Source organism: Sediminihaliea albiluteola, from assembly GCF_014077625.1.
GTDB classification, from domain to species: Bacteria; Pseudomonadota; Gammaproteobacteria; order Pseudomonadales; family Halieaceae; genus Sediminihaliea; species Sediminihaliea albiluteola.
Window position 1 is genome coordinate 252,164 of sequence record NZ_JACFXU010000017.1, and the last position, 13,394, is coordinate 265,557.

Annotated in this window: 14 protein-coding genes and 1 riboswitch; of the genes, 8 read left to right on the forward strand and 6 right to left on the reverse strand. The window is 50.8% G+C overall.

The genetic code is table 11. The features are described from left to right. Positions 1–6 precede the first annotated feature (6 nt). On the forward strand, positions 7–1,311 hold the full coding sequence (locus H2508_RS12935) for an MFS transporter (RefSeq protein ID WP_182174463.1): 1,305 nt from the start codon (positions 7–9) through the stop codon (positions 1,309–1,311). Positions 1,312–1,467: 156 nt separating this feature from the next. Here the strand turns inward: H2508_RS12935 and H2508_RS12940 are convergent, their stop codons facing one another. The 3 genes from H2508_RS12940 to H2508_RS12950 all read right to left on the reverse strand — a co-directional run bounded on the left by H2508_RS12940 (position 1,468) and on the right by H2508_RS12950 (position 3,501). Continuing rightward, positions 1,468–1,683, reverse strand: coding sequence for a hypothetical protein (locus H2508_RS12940; protein WP_182174466.1), 216 nt, complete (start codon positions 1,681–1,683; stop codon positions 1,468–1,470). A gap of 115 nt (positions 1,684–1,798) precedes the next feature. Next, positions 1,799–2,326 (reverse strand): hypothetical protein, encoded by a 528-nt coding sequence (locus tag H2508_RS12945; RefSeq protein ID WP_182174468.1) that lies wholly within the window; start codon positions 2,324–2,326, stop codon positions 1,799–1,801. Positions 2,327–2,478: 152 nt separating this feature from the next. Beyond that, positions 2,479–3,501: a helix-turn-helix transcriptional regulator gene (locus H2508_RS12950; protein ID WP_182174471.1), complete on the reverse strand. Its 1,023-nt coding sequence runs from the start codon at positions 3,499–3,501 to the stop codon at positions 2,479–2,481. A 104-nt stretch (positions 3,502–3,605) separates the two neighbouring features. On the opposite strand from H2508_RS12950, the gene H2508_RS12955 reads away from it, so the two are divergent. Both H2508_RS12955 and H2508_RS12960 read left to right on the forward strand, forming a co-directional pair. Continuing rightward, positions 3,606–4,838 (forward strand): cytochrome P450, encoded by a 1,233-nt coding sequence (locus tag H2508_RS12955; RefSeq protein ID WP_182174474.1) that lies wholly within the window; start codon positions 3,606–3,608, stop codon positions 4,836–4,838. Positions 4,839–4,912: 74 nt separating this feature from the next. Beyond that, complete coding sequence (locus H2508_RS12960) at positions 4,913–5,431, forward strand: hypothetical protein (RefSeq protein WP_182174477.1); 519 nt, start codon at positions 4,913–4,915, stop codon at positions 5,429–5,431. 62 nt (positions 5,432–5,493) lie between these two features. Here H2508_RS12960 and H2508_RS12965 read toward each other — a convergent pair whose 3' ends face one another. The 3 genes from H2508_RS12965 to H2508_RS12975 all read right to left on the reverse strand — a co-directional run bounded on the left by H2508_RS12965 (position 5,494) and on the right by H2508_RS12975 (position 7,916). Next, a complete protein-coding gene (locus H2508_RS12965; protein ID WP_182174480.1) occupies positions 5,494–7,044 on the reverse strand; it encodes a cation:proton antiporter family protein in 1,551 nt (516 codons plus the stop codon). A 154-nt stretch (positions 7,045–7,198) separates the two neighbouring features. Beyond that, the gene (locus H2508_RS12970) at positions 7,199–7,669 is read right to left on the reverse strand and encodes a hypothetical protein (protein WP_182174483.1); all 471 of its coding nucleotides are present in this window, start codon (positions 7,667–7,669) and stop codon (positions 7,199–7,201) included. Positions 7,670–7,712: 43 nt separating this feature from the next. Further along, positions 7,713–7,916 carry a hypothetical protein gene (locus tag H2508_RS12975; RefSeq protein WP_182174486.1) on the reverse strand — a complete coding sequence of 68 codons (204 nt, stop codon included), beginning with the start codon at positions 7,914–7,916 and terminating at the stop codon, positions 7,713–7,715. 56 nt (positions 7,917–7,972) lie between these two features. Continuing rightward, positions 7,973–8,073: riboswitch (SAM-I-IV-variant riboswitch) on the reverse strand. A 115-nt stretch (positions 8,074–8,188) separates the two neighbouring features. Here H2508_RS12975 and H2508_RS12980 point away from each other — a divergent pair. The 5 genes from H2508_RS12980 to H2508_RS13000 all read left to right on the forward strand — a co-directional run bounded on the left by H2508_RS12980 (position 8,189) and on the right by H2508_RS13000 (position 13,393). Beyond that, a complete protein-coding gene (locus tag H2508_RS12980; protein WP_182174489.1) occupies positions 8,189–8,800 on the forward strand; it encodes a hypothetical protein in 612 nt (203 codons plus the stop codon). A gap of 203 nt (positions 8,801–9,003) precedes the next feature. After that, a complete protein-coding gene (locus H2508_RS12985) occupies positions 9,004–9,441 on the forward strand; it encodes a CopG family ribbon-helix-helix protein (protein WP_235965342.1) in 438 nt (145 codons plus the stop codon). Further along, a complete protein-coding gene (locus H2508_RS12990; protein ID WP_220463771.1) occupies positions 9,438–9,725 on the forward strand; it encodes a type II toxin-antitoxin system RelE/ParE family toxin in 288 nt (95 codons plus the stop codon). The genes H2508_RS12985 and H2508_RS12990 overlap by 4 nt, the downstream gene beginning before the upstream one ends. A gap of 60 nt (positions 9,726–9,785) precedes the next feature. Continuing rightward, positions 9,786–11,570: an ATP-dependent nuclease gene (locus tag H2508_RS12995; protein ID WP_182174492.1), complete on the forward strand. Its 1,785-nt coding sequence runs from the start codon at positions 9,786–9,788 to the stop codon at positions 11,568–11,570. Next, positions 11,552–13,393: a site-specific DNA-methyltransferase gene (locus tag H2508_RS13000; protein ID WP_220463772.1), complete on the forward strand. Its 1,842-nt coding sequence runs from the start codon at positions 11,552–11,554 to the stop codon at positions 13,391–13,393. The genes H2508_RS12995 and H2508_RS13000 overlap by 19 nt, the downstream gene beginning before the upstream one ends. Position 13,394 lies beyond the last annotated feature (1 nt).

The following is a 13,394-nucleotide window of genomic DNA, read 5'->3' on the forward strand; positions in this document are numbered from 1 at the left end:
CATAAATTGACTGAAGCGGCCCTTAGTATTGCTGATGTTAGCCCAGCTAAAGCCGAGGATACGATTAGCTTGTATGGCTGGGCGATAGCCCTCATCTGTTTATTAGCCCAGTTTTTTGGCAATGGCATGGTGGCGGTTTTCGGCGTGTTTCTACTTCCGTTATCAACTGAGTTTGAAGTCGGCGTCAGCCAAATGTCGCTGGGTATGGTGATTTATATACTAGTCACCTGTTTAAGTTCACCGCTCATCGGAGCGCTGCTCAAGCCGGGGCGTATAAAGCTCATAATGCTCAGCGGCACCGTGTTGATGGCCTGCAGTATGCTAGTGCTATCACGCGCCAGCTCGCTCCTAGTCCTCGCCGGGGGCATGGTCATGCTATCGATATCGTTTTCCCTTTACGGCGCGATACCTAGCACCGTTATTATTTCTCAGTGGTATGAGCGAAGGCGTGGCAGGGCTTTGGCTCTGATGGCAATGGGGATCAGTATTGCCGGTTTTACGCTGCCACCGCTGGCTGCTTGGTTATTGGAGTCTATGGGCTGGCGACCAGCTTTATTGATTTTGGGACTCTGCGGCTCGCTGAGTTTGTTGCTGGTTTTTTTATTCTGGCTACAAGAAAACCCTGAGTCCCTTAGTCGGCCACTTAGCTCGGTGGGCAGCATGCACAAGCCCCTGGGTCAGGCCCCTGAGAAGGACAGTTTAAGTGGTAGCGAACGGGCTGAATTAGAGGCTTCAAACAGGCACTTGGCTAAAAGCAGCAGCTTCTGGCTTATCGGTCTCAGTTTTGGTGTTATCAATACCACGCTCATTGTCTTTAGTGTTTACTTTATTCCTTACTTGCAAAGCTTGGGCTTGTCGGTTGTGGAGTCCGCCAGCCTCTTAGCCCTTGCTGGTGCTAGCGGTTTACTGGGGAAAATTGCTATCGGCTGGCTGGCCGATTATTTTCAAGGGCATGCTATTAGTTTGCTGTTAGTACTTCAGGCAGTTTTGGTGAGTAGTTGGTACCTATTTGGCGCTGTGCAAAGCTACACAGCAATGGTGGTTGTTCTGGTTGCTATGATGGGGGCAGCTCAAGGTGGAACGGTACCACTACAGCCCTATATTAATGGTCAGCTATTTGGCGTGGCGCGCTTGGGTAAAGTGACGGGATTGCACGCCTTATTTCTCTTGCCTTTTGTGCTACCTGCAGTGCCCCTGGTGGGCTATTTCGTGGATAGTAGCGGCTCTTACCAGGTGCTGTTCTATGGTGGCTCTAGCTTGTATGCCATGTCTTTGTTGTTTGCCCTATGGGCGAGAGTACAAAAGAGTTAAGGTTCTGTTCTGTATTGCCAGAGTAGACACTGTAGGCCTAGGGGATGGTCTGGAGTGCCTTTAATCTAGCAGGCATACCCTGTCTACAGCCGTTCGCCATTAAACAGCAGCTGGGCAGGATGTAGCGAGATAATCCTGTAGCCGCTGGGCTTACTCTCACCCGCCGCGTTGTCTGCGCTCTCGCTTGGCCTGTGCCTTTTCAGCCTTACTGGGCACCGCTTTAGGTTTTTCGCCCTTAGCCGTTTTTGAGGCCCGGCTTTTTGCGATTAGCTCTAAAGTCTCTTTGTCAGCGAGTTTGCTGGCATTCTTCTCTAAGGTGTCGAGCTCTTCAAAGCTGTAAATGTCATTTTGCAGTTTTTCTATGCGGTTCATGTACTACTTTCCTTGGGTTTCACTGGGGGCACTGGATGTGCTATCCATATCATTTAGACACAGTACCCGAATTCAGGGAAAACTAGGATGAAAAGCTTCAAGTTCTTGGCTTACTTTACTCAAGTGGAACCATAATGTGTGCGTAGGGTGTCTCTCCCCACATGACATAGGGGCCGCCGGAAGAGGGCTCGATAGAGATATCTTTTAATAGTGCCTTCGGTACAACTATCATCAGGTGGGCACCGGTTTCGGTATAGTCCTCGGCATTTTTGGGGTCTGGGTGGTAGGGGGTGGCATTGCTAACCCCGGCGCCTCTGTCGCCTTGGAGCATGTAGGAAATACCAATACCTTCGGCTACAAAGTCAGCCTTGCTGCCAACCGCGTTCATCATATTCATCCAGAGCGCGTCATTGCACATGGCTGCACCATCACCTGGCATGGTGTCGGGCATGCAGGTCCAGCCATTGCTGCCTTCGACCACCATTTTACCATCAACCATGATGCTGGCCTTGTCGCTGATCGATGCGGGTGCTGCCGACTTTGCTAGTTCAATTCTTGCATCCATATCTGGGTCTGCAGCGCAAGCGCCAACAAATGAAAGGCCGAGGGAAAATGACAGCAAGTGGCTAAGTGGGGTTCTCATGGGGACTACCTCGTTCAGAGTGGGTCACATCAAAGTGCCACCCAGTCAGTGGAGGAATCTCAATGCGATACTTACAGCTTAGTCCACGCTCAGCAGGGCGCAATGTGTCCTGTTTGCTAGGCTTGCTGGAAAGCTTGGCCGAGCGTGCGGCTCTAAAGCTTTAATTTGCCTGCTAAAGACTTGCGAAACTTACCTGGGGTGGTGTTTTCCCAACGTTGAAATGCGTGCTGAAACGCACTTTGGTCATTAAAGCCTAAGTAGTCGGCCACGTCGCTAAGACTCAGTTCTGGCTTTTGTACTAACTCCCTAGCGAGTTCGCGGCGCACTTCATCGAGTAGCGCTTTGTAGCTTAAGTGCCGCTCTTGTAAGCGGCGCTGTAGGGTACGAGCTGTCATATCCAGAGTCTTGGCCGTAGCGGCCACTTTGGGCAGCCCAAAAGGCAGTTGGTTGAGAATGCTCTCTCGGACGCTATTAATCAGCTTGTCTGCACCGCGCAGCTCCAATAGGCGCTGTCGCGCGAGCTCCTCGCCAAAAGAAAACAGGTCATCTTGAGCGTATTGGGATTGCAGCTGGAGAAATTGTTTTGGCACAAAAATACGATCGCCACTGCAGCCGAAGCTTACTGAGGCATTAAGTACTTTTTCGACATGCCCTGCGTCCCCTACGTAGTCATGCTTGAACTCAATGCTTACGCGTTGGGAGGGGTAGCCCGCTTGGGTATTTGCCAGTGCCATAATATTGGCGAACACATGCTCGATAACATGGCGACTAGGCCGCCGGGCAGCATTGCTGTGCCATGACAACACCAGTTCATCGCCCTCCGGTTCGCTCAGATCAAACTGAGCAAAGTCTAACTGCAGCCGTGAATAGTTCATCAGCGCAGTTATCGCCAATAGGGGGTTGGGCGCGGCCATCACTAAGTGCGATACCAAGCCCCATGTTCTTGGCATGGGACTGGCGCCCATATGGAGACCGAAATAGTTATCTTCTGTCAGTGCCTCTCCCACAGCGAAGAGGTTCTGGTAGTCCTGCAGCGCAACCCGGCCATTGACTACCAGTTGTCGTTTGTCCCTGCGTTTTAACTGCTTAAGTACCGTAGACTCATCAATACCTTGGCTAGCAAGGTACTCGAATACGGCATGCATAAAGCTAGGGGAGACTGTTGGTATGGCCATTGGCGCGTTATAACATTTATTGGCGCAAATTCACAATATGGCGCGAATTCGCAAGGCTAAACTCCCGATCAAGCTGCAACTTTTCGACGTCTAGGACATTGTTTATGAACCGTAATCTAGAACTGCTCAACCCCGCTATTATGGGTGACGAACAGGCCATGTATGAGCTATTTAGATACCTGCGTGAGCATGATCCCGTCAGCTATGTAGAGCACCACAATTACGAACCCTTCTGGGCGATCACCCGCTACGAGGACATTAAGTTCATTAGCCAAAATAATGACCGTTTTATTAATAGTCCGCGGACTGTGCTCGTTCAAAAACAATTTGAGCAGGTTTTGTTAGAGAACTTTGGTTCTCGCAATGGATTAGAAACCTTAATCCATATGGATGCGCCTAAGCATAAAAAATTGCGCGGGGTCACGCGTGAATGGTTCAAGCCGGGACCGATCAGTAAGCTATCTAGCACTGTTAAAAGTATCGCCAAACAGTATGTGGATAAAATGGAAGCGCGGGGCGGCGAGTGTGACTTTGTCAAAGAAATTTCCCTGCTTTATCCGCTGCAGGTCATCATGTCCATTATTGGCGTGCCGCCGGAAAAAGAGGGCATGATGCTCAAGCTAACCCAAGAGTTATTTGGTGGGGCTGACCCAAGCCAAGCTCGTGGAGTAAATCCTGAGGATGCCTTGGCTGTCTTGATGGACTTCTTTGCTTTCTTCAGCGAGGTGGTGGAGGACAGAAAGAAAAACCCCAAGGATGATTTGGCGACGGTATTGGCTAGCGCTTTAATTGACGGCGAGCCAATGGAGCAACTTGACCAAATTAGTTACTTTATTATTACAGCGACAGCGGGGCATGACACTACTGCTGCCACCGTGGCCGGTGGCCTGAAGGCGCTAATAGAGCATCCCGATCAATTACAAAAGCTACGCGACAAGCCTGAGCTCTGTCATAGTGCTGCTAGAGAGATGATTCGCTACACCTCACCAGTGCGACACATGATGCGTACCACCACCCAAGATGAGGTGTTTCAGGGACAAACTATTAAGGCCGGTGAGAGTATTTGCCTGTGGTATCCCTCGGCGAACCGAGATAGCACGGCGATTACTAATCCAGATGTGTTTGATATCGAACGCGACAACAAGAGTCAGTTGGCCTTTGGCTTTGGCAGCCATATGTGCTTGGGCCAGCACCTAGCAATTCTTGAGGTAGAGCTGTTCTTCCGGGAGCTACTCCCGCGCCTTAAGCACATTGAGTTTGCTAGTGAGCCCGAGTGGGTGCAGGCAATTTTTGTGGGTGGTCTTAAATCAATGCCCTTGCGCTATGAATTTAATTAAGTGCTTAAGTTAAAGTAGTAGCCATAGAGTGTTTGATAGACCGCAGTTGGTCTTAAGAGTAGAAGAGCAAAGCTTTGAGCACTAAAGCCCCAGGGAGCACTTTCATACCGCCCGATGAGCCAGTGAAGCAATACTCGCCGCTGATGGAGTCATGTTATGAAATGCTTCATCGAGCGGTGTATCGCGGGCTGACAGTCCCTGATGTAGTGGATACGATTATCGGTTTGCGTAAGCAGCTGCTGATGCTGTATTACGCAATGCGGGACCACTTGGAAAATGACGATGGCTTGGCGTTGGAAGTTGTCGAAGCCTTGCCAGTACCAGACATTACAGACCTGCTGAAGTTGCTCTATTCATGGGAAGAAGATCCTGCCTTGGGTGAGCGGGAATACCAACGCAGAAACTTCAGTAGGACAGCAGATCCAATCTACCAAGATCCAGCAGATAGGTTTTTAAATGGGGTCGACTGCTGGCGGCAGTATCGATTCTGGATGTATGAGAGTTGCCGTATACTGACAATTGCAGGAAGACGGATATCTGCAGATGCGCCTCAGCGAGCGCTTAGGCGCTATCCATGGATGACGCAGGACTAATGCGTACAGAGGTTTGCCGGGTAAATTGAGCCAAGCTCTGAGCTCTCAGCGAGTTGTAGCAACTACGACGTACTAGTTTCAATAATGTGGCTGGCTAGGGCGATACCTGTCTCGTCCATAGATAGATAGGCGTTATCGGCTCCGGCCTCACGGATCCGGTCCGCTTCGTCTTGGTACATAGTATGGGCCACTATGCGTCCGGTAAATCCAATCTTGCGCAGCATGCGTGTGGCAATCAGTTTGCTTTCAATGTTAGGTGTAGTTAATAACACCGAGTGCACCTGAGGCATCTGTAGGTGGCTCCAGAAGGTGCTGTCTTCTACATCGGCAAACATCACGTTGCGGCCTGCCTCACTATGCTGGATGATTTTGTTGGGGTCTGAGTCCAAGCCCACCAGTGAGGGTTCGTTTTCGATCAGCTTGTCATAGGCGGCGGAGCCGGTGCGACCCATGCCTAGAATCAGTACTTTGGTCGTGCCCAGTGACAGGGGTTGTTCATCGGGGTGATGCTTATTGGTTTCGAAACGCTCAAGTCGACTGGCGTAGCGCTCATATATGCCATGGGCCATGCGGTTTAAAGGGGCCGAAATGACAAAGGATAGAGACACGCTAATAGCCAGTGGCACCAGCCACTCAGGCAGGGCAATACTGGCGACAATCAGGCCGAATTCACTGTAGTTGGTGAGTGACAGGGAGGTCAGAAAACTACTGCGCGCGCGCAGGTGAAACATGATCATCAAAAAGAAAAACAGAATGCCTTTGAGTGGCAGAATAAGGCTTGCTGCTAGCGCAAAGACTATCGCATCAAGGCCGGGTAGCCCGCCGATACCAATCTGCAGGAAGAAGCCAACCAGAAAGACTTCTTTGATGCTCCACAGTGACTTTGCTAGTTCCTGACTGCGCGGATGATTGGCCAGTACAGCGCCAAACAATAGTGCGCCCAGCTCCGAGCTCAGCCCAATCGCTTCAAAGCCAAGGCCGCCCAGCACCAGCGCTAATAGCATCCCTAGGAGCACTAGCAACTCATCGTGGCCACTGGCATCTAATAGCTTAAATAGGAAGGGGCGCAGCAGCGGCAGGCCAAAGACAATCAAGGCCCACTCGGAAGGTGTTTTACCGGCTGCTAGGCTCATAACCACCAGTGCGACTAAGTCCTGCATCACCAAGATGCCGATGGCGACACGGCCGTGGAAAGCCCGTAACTCGCGTTTATTTTCCAGTACTTTGGCAGCCAGAACCGTAGAAGAAAACGACAGTGCTACAGCGAGCATCAAGGCGACATAGGGCGTGATGTCGAGAAAGAAATAGAGCCCAGGAGCAAATACCGCGCAGGTGATCACAAAGTGCAGCAGACTACCGCCAATCACCTCTGGACTGATAATCGATTTAAAATTTAGCTTAAGGCCTACTGTAAACAGCATCAGCAGCACGCCTAAGTGAGCGATGTGACCCAGTACAGCAGTAGGTTCAGCTGAAAAGTTCAAGCCTGGGTAGGCCGTTAAAGCACTGAGAATAAAGCCGGCAGCTAAGTAGCCAACTAATGGTGGTAGGCGAACCGCTTTGACCAGTAGGCCAACCGCAAATGCGAATGATATCCAGATAGCTTCAGGCATTAGAGCTTTTCAGTGACGTTTTTAGAGGGCGAAAGATTACCCTGTTTTACCCCAATATTTAAGCGGATATAGCTTATTCATGAGCAGCGGTTTTGGTAGGGCCAATATTTTATGGCGCTCAGGCAGAGGCCTAAGCGACCATGCATCTCGCTGACTAGGAGTAAAAGTCTAATTCTGGAACTAGCTCTTGAAAGTTTATTATCCTGCCATCCTGAGTTCGCACAGGAAAACCTTCCTCAAATTCTATACCAAGAGCATAGGCGTCACATAAAGGGCAAATCTTCCACCAGCCCTTAGTAGCTTTAGCTGAAAGAGTGCTGATATTAGGTTTTAAGGCTTTGATATCTTTAAGTGTTTGATTGCTGATCTCAACGAGTTGGGAGTCACAGGTCATACATAGTGAACTGGGTAAATCGTCTTTGGCTTGTGCGACAACATCGAGGCGCGATAAAGAGTTCTTATCGATATTGTTTTCAAGGCGATAGGCGCGTGCAGCGTCCTGCGCTTCTTCTTCGCTATCGAAATAGCCGCTGACCCTCACAGCTTTACTGCCCCAGTCAAAAAGATCGCGCAGTGCAAGATAGAAAACAAAATTCTGGTGATGTGTTTTTAGCTTTTTAGACATAAATTCCCCTTATATTATGTAAGGTTTAACTTGGTGAGGGGCTTTAGTAGCCCTTTCGGATCAGCAGGGTTTGACCGCAGTAATGAGCAGTAATCTCGGTAAAGCCCATATAGCTCTCGAAGGTGAAAGTCACGCTTGGCGGCTCACAGTCCTCATCTAACAGTGTGGCTGTGAGCGCTCTAGCCCAAGCAAAATAGCGCTCGCTTTCTTCTTCAGTCAGCTCAAAAGTTAATTTTTTATCAGACATAATAATTCCTTCCCAAACAGTTGTAGGCATTGTGAGTGCATCAGGAAGGAGAGTAAGGAGTCCCATTTGGTTGCCTTGCGACCACATCCCCCTAAGGGAGGCCACCTTGCCTGGGAGGGCAGGTTGGCAGGGCTATAAACCCTTCTTGATGCTGTGCCTATTATACACTTTTAGCCGTAATTTTGAAGGGCGCTAATTCAATGGCAAAGCAAGCCTTAGGGTTCTAATACTGATAGAGTAATTAAAAAATAATCTGTGCTGGAGTCTTAGACATGATCAACTGGAAGCGACAGATGGCCTTGGCAGGCGCTGGCCTGCTTAGCTTTAGTGCCCATGCCGGAGAAGTAAACACTGCTGAGAAAGCGCGAGAAGCTTTTATGCAGGCATTCAAACCTTTTTGCGGTCAGGCTTTTTCTGCGCAGATAGTACAAGATAATGCCCCCAGTCCTGCTTGGGATCAGCCTTTAGTGGTTCATATCAGAGACTGTGAAGATAAGGTCATCCGGATGCCTTTGCATGTGGGTGAGGACCGCTCCCGCACCTGGGTACTTACCCTGACCCCAGAGTACATAGACTTTCAACATTACCATCTGCATGAGGATGGCAGCCCTGATGCAGTCTCGCCCTACGGTGGTAAGACGCTAGCGGCCGGATCAGCTACAGCGCAAAGTTTTCCCGTAGATGAAGCCAGCAAGGCCCTCTTTGTTGCCGAAGGACTAGGTGTTTCTGTGACTAATACCTGGGCTATCGATTTCCCAAGCGAGCAAAGCATGCGCTACCAGCTCAGCCGCCCAGGCCGTATTTTTGAGGTGGAAGTCGACTTAAGCCAGCCGATACCGCTGCCGCCACCTGCCTGGGGTTACAACCCAACTGCGACAGACTAAAGCTCGCTCTAGTAAGAGCAGCACTCAGCTTTTAATCATTAAGAAAGGCAAAAATGGTGGGCCCAGACAGACTCGAACTGTCGACCTGCCGATTATGAGTTTGCGGCTGAAACGCTAAACCTAGGAAAATCAAGCGTATACAACCGTAATCAAAATAAGTAGAAAGTACTTATGCGTCAGCAGTTTAGCGTATTTATGCGCAGATGGCCAAAACTGATGTGTGTACCGCTACTGTACCGCTGGCCATGGCAAATTCCGGTCAGATCACCATCTGGTATGAGCATCAATTACATAGAGACATTCAGGGTGTCGTGCTACACTGCACTTTGCATGTAACACATGAGGATGATGCCATGAGCGATGCCACTTTTACTTTCCGAGTCGATGACGGCCTGAAGGCGGAGTTCGCCAATGCCGCCAAAGCTCATGACCGTACCGGAGCCCAGCTTCTGCGCGATTTTATGCGCAGTTATGTGGCGCAGCAGGAAGAAGCACAGCAATACGATGCCTGGCTGGCGAAGAAGGTCGAGCAGTCGCGGGCGTCTGCGGAGGTGGGCAACCTGATTCCCGCGTCTGATGTTGAAGCCCGCTTTGCCGCTCGCCGCGCAGCGACCCGCGTCCGTATGGCTGCACCTGAATGATAGAGCTGCTATGGACGCCAGAAGCGGTCAGGGATCGTGAAGACATTTACGACTACATCGAGGAAGACAACCCCCTTGCTGCCCTGGCACTTGATGATCTGATAGCAGAAAGAACAGCAGTGCTCCAGGACTTTCCAAGAATGGGCCGGGGCGGGAGGGTGCCGGACACCTTTGAGCTGGTCGTCCACAGCAGCTACATGGTTGTGTATGAAATTGTAGAAACGCAGGTGCGAATCTTGAATGTCGTGCATACCGCCCGGCAATGGCCGCCGCTGCAAAAGTAAGTGATATATCAAGCAGGCCAGTCGCCCCTAGACTGCCTTGTATAGAAAAAGGAGCAGTCTATGCATAGGGTTAGCTACATTCATATTGAGAATTTTCGTTCGTGCCGTAACGTCACCCTTCCATTGGAAGGCTATACGCCGCTGATTGGGCAGAACAACGCCGGGAAATCCACCATTCTTCAGGCTATCGAGTGGGTGTTGCAGCCAAAGGCACTGTCTGCAGCAGACTTTTCTGCTCCAGCAGTACCTGTTGAGGTTGCTGCGTGCATAGATGGCATCAGCGAGGAGATCCTGTCGCTAATACCCGAAGAAAAACATAGGAAGGCAATCGAGCCATATTGCCGGGATGGCCGCTTATGGATTCGCGTCGTGGCAACGGGTACCACCTCAAAAGCGACAAATGCAGAGGTCTGGGACATTGATCAGTGTTCTGGCGAAGGTTTGCCGGAACATTGGAGATCCTACCCCACCGGCCTGTCCCAAGCAGTTTCTGTTTTATTGCCAAAGCCCCTGGTTGTGCAGGCCATGCACGATCTTGGCGAGGATCTTGGTAAAGCAAAGGCTGGTACCACGATAAAGGGCTTGCTCGATGAGATCATGGGGCCGTTGCTGGAAGCTCACGCCGAATTGAGCACGGCGCTGGAAACTATCCGCCATGTGCTGACTTCTGGAGGTGAAAACCGCTCTGAACACCTGCAGCAATTCGATACCGACGCTACCGAAGCGCTTGCCCATTTTTTTCCGGGTTTGGCGCTCGACCTGGATTTGCAGGTGGTTGATGTTAAGGAATTCTTCAAGGCCGGTGATCTGCATGTCACTGATAAAGCTACCGGCGACCGGCGACGTTTTGACCAGATGGGTACGGGAGCGCAGCGGGCTATTCAGATGGCGTTGATTCGTTATCTGGCGGAAACTCGGAGGGGGGACGGGAACCGACCTGCACGTCGCCTGCTATTGATAGACGAGCCTGAGTTATATCTGCATCCCCAAGGTGTAAGACGTTTACGACAGGCTCTGGGCCATCTTGCTGAGCACGGGTTTCAGATTATCTTTTCCACCCATTCGCCGCTGATGCTGAGCCGGGAAAACGCTGCTGATACTGTGATTGTGGGCAAAACAGCAGAAGCAGGTACGACCACGCAAAAGCCTTTACGTCATGCGGTCGAAGAAGCGCTGAGTAATGCTGAAAGCCAATCGCGCACCCTGTTTGAGCTGGGCAACCTAGCCGAGATTTACTTTGCCAGAAGGGTGGTTATTTGTGAGGGCAAGACAGATGGACGCTTGCTGCCGATAGCTTACGAAAGGCTGTATGGCATTACCCCTGACATTGATCATATTGCCTTTGTTTCTGTTGGGGGCTGCGGAAATATTCCCAAGGCGTTGCCTGTTATGGCTGCCATGGGGATAGCTGCTTGCGCTGTAGTGGATCTGGATTTTGGCTATACCCATGCTCGTTCCGGAGGTATGTTGCCACGGGATGGAGATGATTTGACCAAGGTTAAAGCAGAGTTGGTACGTCTGAAGTCCGGGCATGGTTTCGTCTTACATGATAACGGTCTTCCGAAAAACGACAAAGCCACTGGGCACCTAGCTGCCGATACGTGGGCACTTTTCGCTGCAGACGACGAAGGAAAAGCCCTTGCCGTGCAAACCCAACATGATCTTCAAGCCCATCGAGTTTGGGCCTGGTGCGAAGGCTGCATTGAGCAGGTGACTGGAACAGACGATAAAGGCGAAGACGCCATTATCGAACAAGAACAGCGGTTGCGCAGTATGAGTGCCGCCGAATTAGAACAGCAGATGCCCGCTTTCAAGGCGTGCTTTGATTGGATCAGGAGTTTTTAATGCCCACGCTTGAGTTCAAGGGTAAGCAGTTTGTTTATTCCCACCACCTTGGGGTGCCGTTCCGTGAATTGCAGGTGGTGCCTGAAAAGTCGCTGCCCATTGAGGGCAGGCAGCCTGCGCTGGATGACAACCTGATCATTCATGGCGACAACCTGGAAGCGCTCAAAGCGTTATTGCCAACACATGCTGGCAAGGTGGATTGCATCTTTATTGACCCACCGTACAACACCGGGAACGAAGGCTGGTGCTACAACGACAATGTGCGTTCGCCCTTGATGAAGGAGTGGCTGAAGAAATCGGCTAACCCGGTTGATAAGGAAGATTTGGAGCGGCATGACAAATGGCTGTGCATGATGTGGCCGCGGATGCATCTCCTTAAAGATTTACTTGCTGAAACGGGCAGTATTTGGATCACTCTTGATGACAATGAAGCCCACCGCTTCAAAGTGATGATGGATGAGGTTTTTGGCGAAGCAAGTTTCATTTGCTCCATTGCTTGGCAGAAGATGTATACGGTAAAGAACTCGGCCAGACATTTCTCTGAGATGCATGATCAGATTTTTGTATATGCAAAGTCAGAAATACATTGGGCGAGAAACCTACTTTCAAGGTCAGATGATGCAACGGAAAGCTATACTAATCCGGACAGTGATCCGCGCGGAGTTTGGACCACGAATGCAATACAAGCGCGGAATTTCTATAGTCAAGGCGAATACGAGATTATCTCACCCAGTGGTCGCAAACATACTCCGCCGAAAGGTACATATTGGAGAATTTCAAAGTCCACCTTCGACGAGCTAAACAGCGACGGAAGGATATGGTGGGGCTTGGATGGCAACTCTATACCAAGAATAAAAAAATACCTATCTGAAAGTAAGGATGGTGTGGTGCCTTCTACCCTATGGACATATCGAGATGCAGGGAGTAATGCATCTGCAAAGGAGCATCTTCGGGATATTGTTGCGGATTTGGATGATAGCCTTTTCAATACCCCTAAGCCTGTGGAGTTACTCACACAAATTTTATCGATTGCCACCGATAGAAACTCACTGGTGCTTGATTCGTTCGCAGGCTCTGGCACCACAGCTCACGCAATTCTCTCTGCCAATAATAAAGACAACGGCAATCGTCGCTTCATTCTCGTCGAGTGCGAAGACTATGCCGACACTCTCACTGCGGAACGAGTTCGCCGGGTCATCAATGGCTACCCCTATACCGGTACCCAGCGTGAAGAGCTGCACCGGGAGAATATTACCTGGACTACGTTCAACAACGAGAAGCGGCGGAAGAAGGTGATGGATCACATTGCCTCCATTGAGAATCTCCACGGTCACGAATACGACACGATCAAAAAACAGATTAAAGATGGTGTGCTGACTGTCACGGGTGAGCGCGCGGTCAAAGACACCGCGCCGGGTCTGGGCGGCAGCTTTACCTACTGCACCCTGGGCGACCCCATTGATATTGAAAGCCTGCTGACCGGTGAAGGGATGCCAGGTTTCGAAGCCCTGGCCCGCTATGTGTTCTATACCGCCACCGGGCAGTCATTGGACAAGGTGGGCAAGCCAGCGGCTGATGGCCTGATCGGCGAAACCGACCTGTTCCGTATCCACCTGTTCTATCAGCCCGACAAGGCGTGGCTGCGCTCCAATGAGGCAGCGCTTAATGCCGAGCGAGTGGCTGCGATTGAGGCGGGTAACAAGCAGGGCAAGCGAGCGATTGTGTTCGCGGTGGCCAAGTTCATGAGCCAGAAGGAGCTGACAGCACGACGCATCGAGTTCTGCCAGCTGCCCTATGCTGTCCACCGGATTCTGGGGGATTGAG